Below are 15,433 nucleotides of genomic sequence, written 5' to 3'. Positions count from 1 at the left end.
CGTCCTCAGTTCATAACGAATTCCATCACGAGAAGGTCGCCCACCCGGTCCCGGCCCGCCACCACCTGAACCCGCCGCAGCATTTGCGCGCGCAGCCGCACGAGCGACGCGTTGTTCCGCAGGTCCGAGACGTCGACGGCCCGCAGGTAACCGTTCAGCACATCCACGATACGCGGCATCAGGTGCTCGACCTCGCCTCTCTGGTCAGGTTCGACCTCGAGCTGGGCGCGGAAGCGCAGATGCGTGCCGCGCCCGTCGTTCAAAGAGATCACGAGGGGCTCCACCGGAACGAAGGCGACATCCGGGGGGTCGGCGCCGGGCTTTCCGCGCGGCCCCTGCGGCTCACTGCTCTTCGACAGGATGGCAGGCACCGGGACCGAGCCGGAGTAGACGGCGTAAAAGCCGGCGCCTCCCCCCGTCATTGCCAGAAGGAGCCCGGCGAGAAGCGGCAGCCTAGACCGTTTCCGCGGCCGTGTTTCGTCGATCTTGTCGTCCTTGGCCATGGGCATGCCCCGGGTTGTCGTCCAGCGGACCATAAACCGGCAGAGGCTAACCGATTGTTAAGCCAGATCGGCGAAACATGATCCGCGCTGCCGGCAGAAAGCCGGTGACAAGGAGGCGAGCAATTGCAGCAGATCGCGAATGTTTGGACTGCCTTGGACACGCGGCGGCGACTCATCGTCGGGGCCGCAACGGTCGCGGTGTTCGCGGCCGTGCTCGGGCTCGCGCGGATGGCCGCAACACCGAGCATGTCGCTGCTCTACGCAGATCTCGGGGCAGGCCAGGCCGGCGAGGTGGTCAGTGCGCTCGACCAGCGTGGCGTTGCCTACGACATTCGTGGCAATTCGATCTTCGTCGAGGCGGCCCGGCGGGACGAATTGCGGATGACGCTGGCCGGCGAGGGGTTGCCGGCGAACGCCGCGCGTGGCTACGAGCTTCTTGACGGCCTGTCGGGTTTCGGGACCACGTCACAGATGTTCAATGCCGCGTATTGGCGCGCCAAGGAAGGAGAGCTGGCCCGTACCATCGTGTCCCACCCCGCGATCTCCACGGCGCGGGTGCACATTGCCAAGGCCGGCACAAACCCTTTCCAGCGTGATGTCGAGCCTACCGCCTCCGTTTCCGTCGGCCTCGCCGGCAGCACCATTTCGGGCGCGCATGCGCGCGCGCTCAAGTTTCTCGTCGCCTCGGCGGTTACCGGCCTGTCGCCTGAGAACGTTTCCGTGATCGACGGCAAGGGGAAACTGGTCGGCACAGCCGGCGACGTGCCGGCCAAGGCCACGGAGGATCGCGCTGAAATCCTGCGGGAGAGAGTGCAACGCCTTCTGGCGGCGCGTGTCGGGCCCGGAAACGCGGTCGTCGAGGTGAGCGTTGACACGGTCACCCGGAGCGAATCCGTCCGCGAAACGGTGATCGACCCCGACAGCCGGGTGGCGATCAGCACGGACACAGAGGAACGCACCAACAGCGCCTCCGGCAGGTCGGACGACGTGACCGTGGCCTCCAACCTCCCGGACGGGGAGGCTGGCGACGGGGAAACGTCTTCCAGCCGGACGAACGAGACCCGCGAACGCGTCAACTACGAGGTTTCACAGACCGAGCGCGAGGTGACCGTCGCGCCCGGCGCCATCCGGCGTCTCAGCGTTGCCGTGCTGGTCAACGGCGTGATGGGAACCGACGCGAACGGTGCGCCCGTTTTCGAGCCGCGCGACGAACAGGAGCTCGACGCCCTGCGCGAACTCGTCGCCTCGGCGGTCGGTTTCGACGAGGAACGGGGCGACGTCATCACGATCAAGACGATGCAGTTCGAGCAGGCCAGCCCCGCCGGTACCGCGGCCGTGCAAGACCCGCTGTTCGGGGCGGGAGTTGATCTCATGTCGCTGGCGCAGGCTGTCGTGCTTGGTATCGTCGCCCTGCTTTTGGGGCTTTTCGTGGTGCGCCCGCTCCTGACACGATCGCCCGATCGTACCACGCCGGAACTTGTCGCGCCCGCCGCTGCCACGGAACAATCCGACCGGGAAGAGGCGCTGACGGGCGAAATCGACACGGGCGAGATCGATCCCGGCAACATGTCGCTGATTCCGACCGGCGATATGGGCGCCGAGGATACAGACCCGCCTTTCAACCAGATTCGCCCCGGCGAGATGCCCGATTTCAGGCCGGCGCAGGATGACCCGGTCGATCGCCTGCGCGCCCTGATCGGTGAGCGACGCGAAGAAACGGTCGAAATCCTGCGCACTTGGCTGGAAGGCGAAGAGGAGAATGCATGATGGCGCTATCCGAGATCCTGGAGGATTTTCAGCAGCAGCCCGCGGGCCCTGCGGCCCCCCTGACGGATGTCGGCCTGGAGGACCAGAAACTCGAGGCCTTCGAAAAGGGTTATCAAGCGGGCTGGGAGGACAGCGCCCGCGCCCAGCAGGAGAGCGAAACCCGGATCGCGGAGGATTTCGCCCGCAACATCAGCGACCTGTCCTTTACTTACGAAGAGGCTCAGACCGGTCTGCTCGCAGCGATGGAGCCTGTCGTGAGAGAAATGGTCAACGCGGTGTTGCCAGCCATGGCCCACGATACGCTGGGAGCGCGTGTAACGGAGATGCTGCGCGAAGAAATTGCCGCCCATGGCCGCCAGCCCGTCCGATTGACCACCGCCCCCGACAGTGCCCCGGCGCTGCGAGCCATCCTGCCCGAAGACGCCCCGCTCCCTGTCGAGATCGATGAATCGCCCACATTCGCCCCGGGCCAGGTCCAGATCCGTTTCGGCGAATCGAGCGAGCGGGAAATCGACCTTGGGGAGGTGCTCGAGGGCATAAGGGCCGCCAGCGAAGGCTTTTTCCGAGAAATCCACGATTCGATCAGAGAGACCGCATGATGGAGACATCCACGGATGGCAAGCAGGGGGGGAGCCCCGACCTTCGAAACCCGTTTTCCACGGTTCCCATCGAGATCACGATCTCCGTCGGCAAGGCCCGGCCCTTGATCCGTGATCTGCTTGCCTTGGAAAAGGACTCCGTCCTGCCGCTCGACAAGCGCGTGGATGACGCGGTCGAACTCTACGTGGGCGAACGCCTTATCGCGCGCGGCGAGCTGGAGGAACTCGACGCAGACCAGAAGGGTCAACTCGCCGTGAGACTGACCGAGGTTGCCGACCTGCAAGATGGGCTGGAATGATCCGCCCGTGCATATCGGCCTTCGTCGGCGTGGCACTGGTATTCATGCCGGAGCCCGGCCTGGCGCAGGAGATCTCGCTGTCATTCGGCGAGGGAGGGGCGCTGTCGGTCCGCACCATCCAGCTGATCCTCTTGATTACCGTGCTCAGCCTCGCACCCGGCCTGGCCATCATGATCACGTGCTTTCCATTCATGGTGACAGTCCTCGCAATCCTGCGCCAGGGGATCGGGCTGCAGCAATCTCCTCCCAACATGCTGATCGTGAGCCTCGCGTTGTTTCTGACCTATTTCGTGATGGAGCCGGTCTTCACCGAGGCGTGGGCGGCCGGAATAGACCCGCTTCTGGAGGAAAGGATCGGGATCGAGACCGCCGTGCAAAGGGCGCTGGAGCCGTTCCGGCATTTCATGGCCGGCCGCGTTGATCCCGACACGTTCGCGTCGCTGTCTGCCCTGCGGGCGGAGCAAGCAACGGTCGGGTCGGGGGCTGACGCATCGCTTTCAGTGCTGGTGCCGAGTTTCCTGCTGTCGGAGATCGCGCGCGCCTTTCAGATCGGGTTCCTTGTGTTCTTGCCGTTCCTGATCATCGATCTCGTCATCGCCGCGATACTGATGTCCATGGGCATGATGATGGTGCCCCCCGTCATCGTTTCCCTGCCCTTCAAGCTCGCGTTTTTCGTGATCGCCGACGGATGGACCCTGATCGCTGACAGCCTCGTGCGCGGCTATTTCTAGGCATGATAAAGTGTCGGGTGCTGAAACCTATCCTGTCCATCAGCGATGGTCCCATGCGCACGCCGTGGCAGCCGCGAACGACCCCCTGTCGCCGCGTGATGCGGCGCCGCGGGCCAACCGGCCTGCCGCGTGTCGACGCGGCAGCAGGGCAGCCAGCCTGAACGCGCCCTGACAAACAATGCCCGGTCCTTCGGACCCTTCCAGCCGCCGCGATCCCGTTACGTGATGCGCGCAACGGGCGGCGGAACGCCCGCACCACGCCAACTCCGTATTGAAAGAATGGGACAAGCCCGTACCCGCCTCGGCAAGCCGCGCGCCGGAACGCGCCGCAACCATTAGCACCGCCCGTCCCGGTCGGCCGTTACCGCACCACGAACTCCGCGTGCAACGCCCCGGCCGACTTGATTGTCTTGAGAATGTCGATCATGTCGCGCGGCGAGACACCAAGGGCGTTAAGCCCGGCGATGACCTCCGAAAGCGAGGTGCCACCCGGAACCTCGGCCAGCCCGACACCCGGCTCTTCCTCGATTTCCGCGCGCGTCCGCGGCACGACAACCGTTTCCCCGTCCGCGAACGGGTTGGGTTGAGCGACCACGGGCTTCTCCTCCACCCGCAAGGTCAGGTTCCCCTGGGATACCGCTACGCGGGAAATGCGCACGTCATCCCCCATGACAATGGTGCCGGAGCGTTGGTCGACGACCACCCGCGCGCGGCGTTCGGGTTCGACCAGGAGGTTCTCGACATGCCGGATCGCGTGCGCCGTCGATTGCATCCCCGTCTTCGAGACGTTCATCCGCACCGTGCCGCTGTCAAGCATCACGGCGACATGGCGACCGAAGGACGTATTGATCGCCCGTTCGATGCGCGCCGCGGTGGTGAAATCCGGCTCGCGCAAGGCCAGACGCATGGTATCCAGCGACGACAGGTCGAAGTCGATCTCGCGCTCGATCCTGGCCCCCGAGGGTATCAGACCCGAGGTGGGAACGCCCTGCACCACGCCCCCCGCATCCCCCCGGGCCGAGGCGCCCCCGGCGATGATGGTGCCTTGTGCAACCGCGTAGATCTTGCCGTCCGCGGCATTCAGCGGTGTCATGACGAGGGTTCCTCCCAGAAGGCTTTCGGCATCTCCGATCGCCGACACCGTCACGTCTATCCGGGACCCTGTGCGTGAAAACGGCGGCATGCTGGCCGTCACGAAAACGGCCGCCACGTTCTTCGGGCGGAACTGTTCGCCCGTGACATTGACACCCAGCCTCTCGAGGATACTGGACATGATTTCTTCCGTGAACGGGGCATTGCGGAGGCCGTCGCCCGTGCCGTTGAGACCGACGACAAGGCCGTATCCCATCAGGTCATTGCCCCTGACACCGTCGAACTCGACCAAGTCCTTGATCCGTATCGGGCCAGCCGTCGCCGGCGCCGGGGTGGACAGGACCATCCCCAGCGCGGCCACGAGGCCAGCCAATTGCAGCAGCAGCTTCATGACAGGAAGTTCGAAAGGCTGAGCCGCGATGCGCGTGCCGTCACTTCGTAGAGCGTCTCCAGCCGGGTCTGAACCGCCTCGAGTTCCGTTGCCGCCTCGTAGGGATCGACCTTGAGCAGATCATGCCTCGCCATGCGAAGCGTCGTCATTTCGGATTCGATCCGGCTTTTGGCCTTGTCGATCCGTTCCTCGGTAACGCCAAGGTCGGCCTGCAACGCGATCTGCGCCTCCCTGCCCGCAAGAAGGCCGTCCCTTGCCCCCTCGAGGATCGCGTGGCGGCCTGTCGCGTCAAGAGACAAGGCGGCACCGTCCGACAAGGCGGCGAGTGCGACGTGCATCATCGTTTCGCGGAACGCCGCATGATCGGCGCGCAGATCGATCTTGGCCGCTTCTCCGGCGCCGAGACGCACCGGCGCCAAGCCATCCGTCGCCCCTCGGTAAATCAGGGTCTCGAAGCCGCCACCCGGCGCATTGAAGAAATCCCTCGCAAGGGCGCGCGCGTCGGCCGGCCCACCGGCCGCGGAAATGACTGTCGACAACTCCGCGAGGATCGTCTCTGCCGGTGGTAACGGCGCCGTCTTGACCCGCGTTCCGGAAAATACCTGCCGCCCCCCCGCGGAGCTGTTCAAGGCGGACACGAGCGTTTCGAGTGCGCCGCGCGCGTCCGCGGCGACATTCGAGACATCGCCCGCGCCCGCCGAGGTCGCTGTCAAAGCCAGCGTGCCAACGAGGTCATCTGTCACCTCGCCGATACGGGACAGCGCAGTCTGCATCGTGCCGGCGACGAGCTGGACCTCCCGCGCGTTCGTCCCGTAGGTTTCCGCACGGGCAAGGTCGCTCTCGATCCGTGAGAGGTACGACATATGCCCATCGAGCCGCGCGACGGGGTCAGAAACCTGCCCCGTGGTGAGTTCGGTCTGAAGCCGCGCAAGGGCTTGCCGCAGCTCCGCGTTCCGGGTGCGCAACGCCATCCCGTGGGAAAGATCCCCGGTCGAAGTTATGGTCATGGCTCAGATCCTCAGCAAGGTGTCAATCATTTCGTCCACGATGGTGATCATGCGGGCGTTGGCGTTATAGGCCTGCTCCACCAGCAGGAGCTTTTGCATTTGGGCATCCGAATCCACGCCCTGGCCCAACTCGGTCTGCGCCAGGGCGGACTGGTTCGCGGTTGAAAAGGTGACCTCGCGATCGGCGGCGAGGCGCTGCTGTCCGATATGCGACAGGAACGCCGCGGCGTGGTCACTTGTCGAGCGGGCGGTCGCGCCCAGCTTGCCGGACGCCAGCGGGGCATTCTGGTCAATCGCGTCCGCAAGGTGATGCAACAACGCCGCGTTCCCGATTGGCCCCGGGGTCGTGGCGCCCAGCCCGTCGCGCAGGCGCCATGCCGCGCCACCGGCCTCGGTATCCACGGCAACATTGACCGAGAGCCGACCGGCAAGCCCCACCTCGTTTACTGGATCGAACCGGGCGCCGGAATCGGTGAAGAGCCCGGCATCCAACGGCGCTCTCGTGGCGTCGAGGCCGGGATCCTGGAACCGTTCCACGAGATCACGCGCGAGCGCGTCGAGCTGGGCCTGTGCATCGGGTGCAAGCCGGTCGCGCACCTCGAAATGGGCCGCAAGCGCCGCACCATCGAACGGACTGTCAGCCCCCGACGGATTTACAGGTTCGCCATCGATCTCGAGACCGTTGAGCGCGCCGCTCTCGTGCGTCATCGCGGCAGTTACAAAGTTGGCCGGGCTGAACGTCAATGTAGCGGCACGCCCGTCGAGCAGGGCATTGCCGCCACGCGTATAGATCGCGAGCGCGCCGCTTTCGCGCTGGGCGAGGCGGACCGGTATGATTTCCGCCAGCGAATCGATCGCGACCCGGCGCTGGTCCTCGAAGGAGGCTGTCGGATGTCCCGCGCTGTCGGCGCTGACGATCCGCGCATTGAGTCGCTGCACCCGTTGCAGCGCCTCATTCGCCCGGTCAACGGCCTGCACGATCCGCTCCTCGGCCTGCATCCGCGCGGCCTGAATTCCGCGGGAGAGATCATTGATCTTCGCGACGATATCCCGTGCACCGGCGACTGCCGCCTCGAGACGGATATCCTCTTCCGGTCTCGCGGCGGCGGCGGCGAGCGCCTGTGAGAACCCCGTGATGGTGGATGCGAGGGATCCGGTTTCACCCGGGAGTCCCGCCAGGCTCTCGAGCCGGGTGAGGAAACCGGCCCGTCCGGAGGCCCGGGCCAGTTCGCCATCGGCCTGGCGCCTCTCTGAGAGGAGCCCGGCATCCACCCGCCGGGTAATGCCATCGACCAGCACACCGCCGCCGCGGCCGTCGCCGCGCGATGACAATGCGAGCTCACGCGCGGCATAGCCCGGTGTGAGGACGTTGGCGAGATTGTTCGAAACCACCTCGGCCGACTTCGCGCTCGCGCTCAACCCGCTCAGGGCGTTGGAGAGGGCGCTCGAAATACTCATGCTGGCACCTTTCGCTCAAAAGCCTGGGCATTTGCTGGCCGCGCGTGTCCTCAACGCTTGATGTTGGTGGTTTCCTGCAGCATTTCATCGACCGTCTGGATCACCTTGGCATTCGAGGAATACGCTCTCTGGGTTTCGATCATGTCGGTCAGCTCGCCGGCAACATCCGTGGCCGATTCTTCCAAAGCGTAGGAGACGACGTCACCCGTCGGGCCGGATCCGGCATCCCACAGGAAATAGGACCCGCTGTCAGGCGAGGCGCGAAAGGTTTGCTGGTCGAGCGCGATCATGCCGTTGGGATTGGACAGGTCCACGAGCGGCACCTGATAGATCGTCCGCGTTATGCCGGTATCGAACGTGGCGTGAACGTAACCGTTCGCATCTATTTCTGCAGAGATCATGTTGCCAACCGGTGAACCGTCCTTGCTGATGGAGAGCGGTGCGAAACTGTCGGAAAGCTGGGTCATCCCGTCGCTTTCGCCGATCTTGCCGATGTCGATTTCCATCGGGCCGCCGGCGACGTCAACAACAAGCTTTCCGGTTGCGGGATCGTAGGGCCCGCCGTTGACATCCGATACGCTGAGAAGCGTGCCACCGGAATTGCGCGAGTCATCGAAGGTAAGGACGTATTCGCCTATCAACGCAGGATCCGACGCGGAATCCGAGATCGTCATCGTCCACTCGTTGGAAGAGCCGGTACCCGGCACCGTCGGCGTGAACTCGATATCCAGTTTCTCGGACTTGCCGATATTGTCGAAATACTCGATCGAGAGCGTCTCGCTCTCGCCGCCGGCGTCGGACCGCGTCGCGGTGGCCGGAAGGTTAACGCCCAGATCGATCTGCGTTGTCGGCTCGCCGGTCAGCTGGTTGACGTTGATCTGCACGGGCTCCAGCCCGTCTGCCGTATCCCGCGGAAAATCAGGCATTGTTCCATCAGGATTCGCGGGCCATCCCAACAGGACAAGGCCGGATTCAGTCACGAGGCGACCCTTGGCATCGGTACGGAAAGACCCCGTTGTGGTCAGCAGCATTTCCGCGCCGTTGCCATCGACCTCGACCTCGCTGGCCAGCGACACCGGGAGCATCCCGCGCCCGCGCACCGCCAGGTCCGTGGGATTGGACGTGGTGGTGAGCGATCCGCTTTCGTCGATGAGGCGATGGGTCCGCGCCGTGACGCCACCGGCCGAGTAGGCGCCGCCGGATCCGGACACAACCTGCGACTGGAAATCGGCCTGAACCCGCTTGTAGCCGTAGGTGCCGGAATTGGCGATGTTGTCGGAAATCGCCGCAAGGCGCGTCGAATTGACATTGAGACCGGCCACGCCGGCATTCAGGGAGGACGAGATCGTCATGGATACGCCTTTCTGCTGCATCGTCTGTCTTTGGCACGACGCTAGGCGCTGCCGTTTAACAGCGCGCTAACAGATAAAATTCTCGCCAACGGGACTACGGCTCCGACCGCAGCAGGATGATCTCTATGCGATTGTTGCGCGGTGACATGGGGTCACGCACCGCGAGTTCACGGTTTGCGTGCCCGCTGACGCGGCGCAGACGCCGCGGTTTGACGCCAGCCCCTTCAAGCAGCCGGCGGACAACATGCGCGCGCGCCGTGGAAAGATCCCAGACGGGGCTATCAAGCGCGACCACGGGCCGGGCGCTGGTATGTCCCGCAACGGCGATGCCGTTCTCGACCAGGGCCGCGGCCGACGCGACAAGAGCCGAGAGATCCTTCAGCAGCAGGGTCGCGTCCGCGCTGTTCTCGCGAAACAGTGCCGCATTCACGCTGTCATGAAGTTCGATGATGAGGCCCTCGTCAGTGACACGCGTGCGCACGTGCTTGTTGAGCGCATCGGAGACTGTGCTTTCGCCCGCCCGGCCCAGGATCATTTCCTCAACCGGTTCGAGGGTTTCGGGGATTGTACTAGCGTGATCGCCCCCCGAGGGCGTTGAGTCCCCACCGTCCTTGGAAAGGCCGCTCTCGCCGCGCGCCTGCCGCGCCTCGGTCGGGCGCCTGTTGCTGCCGCCAGTGCCGTTGCGCGCGAGCCGTTCCTCGGTGAAAACGCTGTCGCCGCCAAAACTCGACTCGCCGCCGGCCGAGACCCGGTTTATCGGGATCGTCGGGCTGAAATAGTCGGCAATCCCCTTGCGTTGGTTTTCGGTTGTCGCATTCAACAGCCACATCAACAGAAAGAACGCCATCATCGCGGTCACGAAATCGGCATACGCCACCTTCCAGGCGCCGCCGTGATGGCCGTCTGCCTTGGTGACCTTCTTTCGCTTGATGATGACCGGCGCGGCATTGTCACCCGGCCCAGCCATTTCACCACCTTTTCACTCACCCGAAAAAGGGCCTAGCACGGCGGTTATTACCGCTTTTTTAACGCATAAAGTTTTCGTAATCACGGGCCTCGATGCACGAGGGCATGCCGCATGTCGCCGGGTTGCCGCTGAGTTACAGCGCATTTGAAACACTTCGAATTTGGCCGCAGCCCCGGTTTCGGGTATATAGCACCAAAGGCCAGGATGGCCGGAACCTGATCCGGATACGCGTGTGGTGAGTAGGGAGCACGTGGGGACGCGGAGGGTGCCGGCGTCTTGGCCGGGATCCTCCGCACACCCCGGGCCGGCATGGTCGCCCCGCTGCACATCCCTGTTACGCGCAGGGGTGATTTCAGGGCGCTACACCGGCCATGTCGCAGACGATGCGCCATTCCTCGGTCGTCACGGGCTGTACCGACAGGCGCGAATTATTGACGAGAACCATGCCGGACAGGCGGGAATCGGCCTTTATCATGTCCAGCGTCACGGGCGTCTTTACCGGCTTGACGGCCTTTATGTCCACGCATTCCCACCGCGGATCATCGGTCGTGCTGTCCGGGTGCGCCTCGGCCGTCACTTCCACTATGCCGACAACGGATTTTTCCTTTTGGCTGTGGTAGAAAAACCCCCTGTCACCCACCGTCATCTCGCGCATGAAATTGCGGGCCTGGTAGTTACGCACGCCATCCCATTCCTCACCCGCCTCTCCCTTCTCGACCTGGTCATGCCAGCTCCATGTGCCGGGTTCGGACTTGAACAACCAGTAGCGCATTGTTCAGATGACCCTTTTCCACGGGATGAGCTCCACGCTCTCGAAAAGACCTGCCTTGGCATAAGGGTCGTTCCCGGCCCAGTCCCGCGCGTGGGCCATGTCATCGACGTCAAGAATGACAAGCGACCCGATCATCGAATCCGCGTCGTCCAGAAGCGGGCCAGCCTGCGCGACAACACCTGTCTGTTCGATATACGCAAGATGGGCGGCGCGGTTGTCGAGGCGGGTCTGCAAGGCATCCGGCTTGTCACGGGCGATGACGGCGATCAGCATCTACTCTTCCTTCAAGGGTCTCGACAGCAGCATATCCATCGCCTGCGACACCTGCAATTGTCCGGTCACCAGCAGCATCACCGCGCGGGTAATCGGCAGCTCCAGCCCCTCTCGCGCTGCAAGATCGCACACAGAACGCGCCGTCGCCGCACCCTCGACCGTGACGTCTGGGTCGAACGTTTCGGCCCGGCCAAGGCTCAGCCCGTAGCGGTAGTTTCGAGACTGCTCGGAGGTGCACGTCAACACGAGATCCCCGAACCCCGAGAGACCGGTCATCGTTTCACGGGCGCCTCCCATGGCTTGGGCCGCGCGAACCATCTCGGCAAAACCGCGCGTCATCAGCGCGGCGCGCGCGCTCTCGCCCAGCTTCGCGCCGATCGTTGCACCACAGCCGATCGCCACGACATTCTTCAGCGCACCCCCGAGCTCGGCGCCGGTGACATCGGTGCTGCGATACAGACGCAGGTTCGCAGTTGTCAATTGTGCCTGCAACGCGGCGCCCGTTTCCTCGCCCGTGCAGGCCAGCGTCAGCGCGGTGGGCAGACCCCGCGCGATGTCGCCGGCGAAAGACGGCCCCGTGAGGACGGCGCAGATGGCGCCCGGCACCGTCTCCGTGATCACCTGCGTCGGCCGCTTGCCGGTGTCGAGCTCCACGCCCTTGCAGCAGGCCACCAGGGGACCGCCGGATATCAGGGCTTCCCTGTTCTCCTTGCAGAACGCGCGGAGTTTCTGCATCGGAACCGCCAGCAGCGTCGCCTCGACATCCCCGGCCAGCACGGTCCCGCTCGCGATGGCGACGCGATCCGGCAACGTCACGCCCGGCAGTCTCCTGGTATTCTCCCGGTTCTTTTGCATCTCCCGCGCGTGAGACATGTCATGCGTCCATAAAGTGACGGGGCCGTTGCCGGCCAGCGACACGGCAAGCGCCGTGCCGAAAGCCCCGGCGCCCATGACGCGGATCATGCCTTTGCCCCCTTGCGGCCACCCCCGAGCAGGGCGGCACCCGACATGTCCAGCGGCCAGCGTGGGCGCGCTGCAAGCTCCATGCCGTCGCGCCGGCCTGCCGCGAACAGCTCGGCCCCGGCATAGGCGATCATCGCGGCGTTGTCGGTGCACAGCGCCAGCGGCGGCGCGAAAACCTTGGCGCCGCAATCATGCGCCGCCATCTCCAGCCCGGCCCGGATGGCCCGGTTCGCCGCCACGCCACCCGCAACCGCAAGACGTGGCGCGCCGCCCGCCGGCGCAACAACGAGCGACAATGCCCTTCGCGTCTTTTCGGCGAGCACATCGGACACCGCCGCCTGGAACCCGGCGCAGAGGTCGGACCGATCGGACCGCGTCAAGCCGCCCTTTTGCGAAACGATCGCGTCGCGGGCGCGCAGGACGGCCGTCTTGAGGCCGGAAAAGGACATGTCGCAACCCGGCCGATCCAGAAGCGGCCGCGGGAAAGCGAAACGGCTCGCATCCCCGCTGGCCGCAGCGCGTTCCACTTCCGGCCCGCCGGGCTGGGCGAGCCCCAGCAGCCGCGCCACCTTGTCGAACGCTTCGCCCGGGGCATCGTCGATCGTGCCGCCAAGGCGCCGGAAATCCTCGGGTCCGCGCACTTCGAGAAGCTGGCAGTGACCCCCGGAGACAAGCAGCATGACATATGGATAGGCGAGGCCGTCGGTGAGCCGCGGGGTCAGCGCATGCCCCGCAAGGTGGTTCACGCCAACCAGCGGCAGGCCGCTCCCCGAGCACAGGCCTTTCGCGCACATCACGCCTGACAGGACGCCACCGATCAGCCCCGGTCCGGCGGTCACGGCGATCGCGTCCAGCGCCTGCAGATCCAGACCCGCCCGTTTCAGAGCTTCAACGACGCAGACATCGAGCTTTTCGGCGTGTGCGCGCGCGGCGATCTCCGGCACGACACCGCCGAACGCCGCGTGCAATTCGGATTGGCCGTAAACGACCGATGACAGGATATCAGCCTGTCCCGGCCGGCGCATGCGTACCACGGCGGCCGCCGTGTCGTCACAGCTGCTTTCTAGGCCGAGTACAGTAACCGCTTTGTCCATGAGCTTCCGTTGCGCGCGTCCATCAAGGCAGGTAACACCGGACCGGTGAACAGACAACTCCTGCGCGACAGATGACAGTCTCGATCCTCGTTACCCGGCCCCGCCCCGCGGCCGACAGGTTCGCCGACCGGGTACGTGACCGGCTGGGCAAGGATTATCCTGTCGTCGTGTCCCCGCTCATTGGCATAGAGACCATTGAAGACGCGGTGCAGGCGGTGACACGGTTCGGCGCGCTTGTCATCACCTCTGCGCACGCGGTTCCGGTGCTGGCCGGTCTTGAGGGCGCCAGCGACCGTCCCTGTTATTGCGTTGGCACGGCCACTGCATGCGCCGCGCGGGCTGCCGGGCTCGACCCGATAGACGGCGGCGGCACGGCGGAAATGCTCCTGCGGCGTATCGTGGCTGATGCGCCGCGGGGCCCGATCCTCTATCTTCGGGGGGAACACGTCGCCTCGGACCTTGCAAGGGGGCTTTCCGACGCGGGCCTGGAAACGCATCAGGCCATAGTCTACCGTCAGCTTCCCCGTCCGCTGTCCGGAGCCGCCCGGAAGCTTTTGTCCGGGGCTGCACCGGTTGTCGTACCCCTCTTTTCACCAAGGACCGCCCGGCTATTCTTTGAGACTGTCGATCTGCGGGCGCCTCTCCTGGTCGCCACGATCAGCCGCAACGTCGCCGCGAACGTCCCGGCCGGCGTCCAGTGCCACATCGCGTGCCGCCCGGATGCGGACGCGATGCTTGAGGCGGTCGCGGCGCTTGCGTCGCAGGCCAAGCGGGTTGAGAGTGGACAGGGGCCGCAGTAAGGTTTTCACATGCGGGCGAAGCCGCAACGCGACAGGGGTGGTGACATTGGCGAAAAAGACAAGCTCCGGCAAATCGTCGTCCAAACGCGGGGCCTCGGCAACGGGGTCGGGGCGTTCGACGGAACAATCCGGCGAGGCAGATCAGCCTGACAGCAGCCCGGAGTACGCCACGACCCCCGACGAATCCGTTGATGTCAGCGGCACCGAACCGGTTTCCCCGGACGGCGAAGGCGCGGACGCAGCGACACGCGCCGAGCCGGATCAGCAGGATGCGCAAACGGCGCCCGCGGAGGCATCTCCCGCGGCGCAGGAGGACGCCGAGGAGCCTGACGCTCAGGAATCCGGTGAAGATGGAGGCGAGGATCGATCCGGAGACGAGACGCCCGCCGCCGACCCCCTCCAAGCGGAGCGCGAGGCCCCTGCCCGGGAAGAGGCCGCCAGCGAGCCGAGCACGGCGGAGCATGACAAAGAAGATATGCACGACGGTCTGCACCCGGAAGATACGGACACGCCGCAATCCGATAGTGCCGACAGCGCATGGCGTGCCGAAGATGGACGGGACGAGGTCGCCGCAGAGGAGCGTGTCACGTCTGCGGACCAACCACCGGCGCAGGCCCCCGCAAGCACGGAACGCGTGATAGAGCGCAAGGGCGGTTTCGTGCCGACGGTTCTGGGCGGCGCCGTCGCTGCCGTGATCGGTTTCGGAGCAGGGTACTACTACACGTCCGAATACGCCGCCACCGCCCCCGACCCGGCGGCGCTGGAGACACTGCGCAATGACATGCAGTCGGAAATCGAAACCCTGCGCGGCAATCTTCAGGGCACGCTGGAAGAGCAGGAGAGCCGCATCTCGGCGCTGTCAGATGATGTTGCCGCGACCGAACCGCCCGATATTTCCACGATACGCGAGACGCAGTCAGAACTCGATGACGCGATCGGATCGCTGACCGAAAGGGTGTCCGAGCTCGAAACGCGGCTTGACGATATCCGTGCACGCGTAAGCGAAATCGCAACCCGGCCCGTGCGGGAGGGCGCATCGGACGAGGCGATCGCCGCCTACGAAGCCGAGCTGGAGGCATTGCAGGAGTCGATGGCGCGGCAGCGCGCGGAGATCGAGGAGATGGCGGCCGAGGCGCGGCAGATGGAGGAGAGCGCGGCGCAAACCGAGCGGGCGACGCGGCGACGGGCCGCGCTGTCGCGCGTGCAAACGGCGATCGACACCGGCGGCGGCTTTGCCAGCGCCCTGTCCGAGCTGGAGGCAACCGGCATGAACGTGCCCCCCGCCCTGACCGGGCTGGCCGAGAGCGGCGTGGCCACCATCTCCGATTTGCAGGAAAGCTTCCCCGCGCCCGCGCGCGCCGCGCT

Annotated in this window: 16 protein-coding genes; 6 read left to right on the top strand and 10 right to left on the bottom strand. The window is 65.3% G+C overall.

Features of this window, described 5'->3' with window-relative positions; genetic code table 11:
• Nucleotides 1-5: 5 nt before the first annotated feature.
• Complete coding sequence (locus ACH13J_RS02810; RefSeq protein ID WP_397541793.1) at nucleotides 6-509, bottom strand: flagellar basal body-associated FliL family protein; 504 nt, start codon at nucleotides 507-509, stop codon at nucleotides 6-8.
• A gap of 117 nt (nucleotides 510-626) precedes the next feature.
• Between ACH13J_RS02810 and fliF the strand changes: the two genes are divergently transcribed.
• From fliF to fliP, 4 genes are read left to right on the top strand one after another with little or no spacing between them, the layout of a single operon-like run.
• Entirely contained in the window at nucleotides 627-2,270 is a 1,644-nt protein-coding gene (gene fliF / locus ACH13J_RS02805) for a flagellar basal-body MS-ring/collar protein FliF (RefSeq protein WP_397541792.1), read from the top strand.
• Nucleotides 2,270-2,869: a flagellar biosynthesis protein gene (locus tag ACH13J_RS02800; RefSeq protein WP_397541791.1), complete on the top strand. Its 600-nt coding sequence runs from the start codon at nucleotides 2,270-2,272 to the stop codon at nucleotides 2,867-2,869. Before fliF ends, ACH13J_RS02800 begins: the two co-directional genes overlap by 1 nt.
• Complete coding sequence (locus ACH13J_RS02795; RefSeq protein WP_397541893.1) at nucleotides 2,869-3,168, top strand: FliM/FliN family flagellar motor switch protein; 300 nt, start codon at nucleotides 2,869-2,871, stop codon at nucleotides 3,166-3,168. Before ACH13J_RS02800 ends, ACH13J_RS02795 begins: the two co-directional genes overlap by 1 nt.
• On the top strand, nucleotides 3,165-3,899 hold the full coding sequence (gene fliP / locus ACH13J_RS02790; RefSeq protein WP_397541790.1) for a flagellar type III secretion system pore protein FliP: 735 nt from the start codon (nucleotides 3,165-3,167) through the stop codon (nucleotides 3,897-3,899). Before ACH13J_RS02795 ends, fliP begins: the two co-directional genes overlap by 4 nt.
• Nucleotides 3,900-4,260: 361 nt before the next feature.
• Here fliP and ACH13J_RS02785 read toward each other — a convergent pair whose 3' ends face one another.
• The 9 genes from ACH13J_RS02785 to tsaD all read right to left on the bottom strand — a co-directional run bounded on the left by ACH13J_RS02785 (nucleotide 4,261) and on the right by tsaD (nucleotide 13,268).
• Entirely contained in the window at nucleotides 4,261-5,337 is a 1,077-nt protein-coding gene (locus ACH13J_RS02785; RefSeq protein ID WP_397541892.1) for a flagellar basal body P-ring protein FlgI, read from the bottom strand.
• Between the two features lie 41 nt (nucleotides 5,338-5,378).
• Nucleotides 5,379-6,389 carry a flagellin gene (locus tag ACH13J_RS02780; RefSeq protein ID WP_397541789.1) on the bottom strand — a complete coding sequence of 337 codons (1,011 nt, stop codon included), beginning with the start codon at nucleotides 6,387-6,389 and terminating at the stop codon, nucleotides 5,379-5,381.
• Nucleotides 6,390-6,392: 3 nt separating this feature from the next.
• On the bottom strand, nucleotides 6,393-7,847 hold the full coding sequence (gene flgK / locus ACH13J_RS02775) for a flagellar hook-associated protein FlgK (RefSeq protein ID WP_397541788.1): 1,455 nt from the start codon (nucleotides 7,845-7,847) through the stop codon (nucleotides 6,393-6,395).
• A gap of 50 nt (nucleotides 7,848-7,897) precedes the next feature.
• A complete protein-coding gene (locus ACH13J_RS02770; RefSeq protein ID WP_397541787.1) occupies nucleotides 7,898-9,220 on the bottom strand; it encodes a flagellar hook-basal body complex protein in 1,323 nt (440 codons plus the stop codon).
• A gap of 73 nt (nucleotides 9,221-9,293) precedes the next feature.
• Nucleotides 9,294-10,166 carry a flagellar motor protein MotB gene (locus ACH13J_RS02765; protein ID WP_397541786.1) on the bottom strand — a complete coding sequence of 291 codons (873 nt, stop codon included), beginning with the start codon at nucleotides 10,164-10,166 and terminating at the stop codon, nucleotides 9,294-9,296.
• Nucleotides 10,167-10,518: 352 nt separating this feature from the next.
• On the bottom strand, nucleotides 10,519-10,938 hold the full coding sequence (locus ACH13J_RS02760) for an EVE domain-containing protein (RefSeq protein ID WP_397541785.1): 420 nt from the start codon (nucleotides 10,936-10,938) through the stop codon (nucleotides 10,519-10,521).
• 3 nt (nucleotides 10,939-10,941) lie between these two features.
• A complete protein-coding gene (locus ACH13J_RS02755) occupies nucleotides 10,942-11,211 on the bottom strand; it encodes a YciI family protein (RefSeq protein ID WP_397541784.1) in 270 nt (89 codons plus the stop codon).
• Complete coding sequence (locus tag ACH13J_RS02750; RefSeq protein WP_397541783.1) at nucleotides 11,212-12,174, bottom strand: NAD(P)H-dependent glycerol-3-phosphate dehydrogenase; 963 nt, start codon at nucleotides 12,172-12,174, stop codon at nucleotides 11,212-11,214. It lies immediately after the preceding gene.
• Complete coding sequence (gene tsaD, locus ACH13J_RS02745) at nucleotides 12,171-13,268, bottom strand: tRNA (adenosine(37)-N6)-threonylcarbamoyltransferase complex transferase subunit TsaD (RefSeq protein WP_397541782.1); 1,098 nt, start codon at nucleotides 13,266-13,268, stop codon at nucleotides 12,171-12,173. The genes ACH13J_RS02750 and tsaD overlap by 4 nt, the downstream gene beginning before the upstream one ends.
• A 71-nt stretch (nucleotides 13,269-13,339) precedes the next feature.
• On the opposite strand from tsaD, the gene ACH13J_RS02740 reads away from it, so the two are divergent.
• Nucleotides 13,340-14,068, top strand: coding sequence for a uroporphyrinogen-III synthase (locus tag ACH13J_RS02740; RefSeq protein ID WP_397541781.1), 729 nt, complete (start codon nucleotides 13,340-13,342; stop codon nucleotides 14,066-14,068).
• 46 nt (nucleotides 14,069-14,114) lie between these two features.
• A partial coding sequence (locus ACH13J_RS02735; RefSeq protein ID WP_397541780.1) for a hypothetical protein occupies nucleotides 14,115-15,433 on the top strand: 1,319 nt, incomplete at its 3' end.

The sequence above is a fragment of the Roseovarius salis genome, from assembly GCF_044472985.1.
Taxonomy (GTDB): domain Bacteria; phylum Pseudomonadota; class Alphaproteobacteria; order Rhodobacterales; family Rhodobacteraceae; genus Roseovarius; species Roseovarius salis.
The sequence above is the reverse complement of the archived record's forward strand: the minus strand, read 5'-3'. Positions and strand labels throughout refer to the sequence as shown.

Bases quoted from the DNA above. Each gene is read 5' to 3' on its own strand.
- ACH13J_RS02800 (WP_397541791.1), top strand. From the start codon at position 2,270: ATGGCGCTATCCGAGATCCTGGAGGATTTTCAGCAGCAGCCCGCGGGC.
- ACH13J_RS02780 (WP_397541789.1), bottom strand. From the start codon at position 6,389: ATGACCATAACTTCGACCGGGGATCTTTCCCACGGGATGGCGTTGCGC.
- ACH13J_RS02770 (WP_397541787.1), bottom strand. From the start codon at position 9,220: ATGCAGCAGAAAGGCGTATCCATGACGATCTCGTCCTCCCTGAATGCC.
- tsaD (WP_397541782.1), bottom strand. From the start codon at position 13,268: ATGGACAAAGCGGTTACTGTACTCGGCCTAGAAAGCAGCTGTGACGAC.
- ACH13J_RS02740 (WP_397541781.1), top strand. From the start codon at position 13,340: ATGACAGTCTCGATCCTCGTTACCCGGCCCCGCCCCGCGGCCGACAGG.
- fliP (WP_397541790.1), top strand. From the start codon at position 3,165: ATGATCCGCCCGTGCATATCGGCCTTCGTCGGCGTGGCACTGGTATTC.
- ACH13J_RS02750 (WP_397541783.1), bottom strand. From the start codon at position 12,174: ATGATCCGCGTCATGGGCGCCGGGGCTTTCGGCACGGCGCTTGCCGTG.
- ACH13J_RS02755 (WP_397541784.1), bottom strand. From the start codon at position 11,211: ATGCTGATCGCCGTCATCGCCCGTGACAAGCCGGATGCCTTGCAGACC.
- ACH13J_RS02795 (WP_397541893.1), top strand. From the start codon at position 2,869: ATGGAGACATCCACGGATGGCAAGCAGGGGGGGAGCCCCGACCTTCGA.
- ACH13J_RS02765 (WP_397541786.1), bottom strand. From the start codon at position 10,166: ATGGCTGGGCCGGGTGACAATGCCGCGCCGGTCATCATCAAGCGAAAG.
- ACH13J_RS02785 (WP_397541892.1), bottom strand. From the start codon at position 5,337: ATGGTCCTGTCCACCCCGGCGCCGGCGACGGCTGGCCCGATACGGATC.
- ACH13J_RS02810 (WP_397541793.1), bottom strand. From the start codon at position 509: ATGCCCATGGCCAAGGACGACAAGATCGACGAAACACGGCCGCGGAAA.
- flgK (WP_397541788.1), bottom strand. From the start codon at position 7,847: ATGAGTATTTCGAGCGCCCTCTCCAACGCCCTGAGCGGGTTGAGCGCG.
- ACH13J_RS02760 (WP_397541785.1), bottom strand. From the start codon at position 10,938: ATGCGCTACTGGTTGTTCAAGTCCGAACCCGGCACATGGAGCTGGCAT.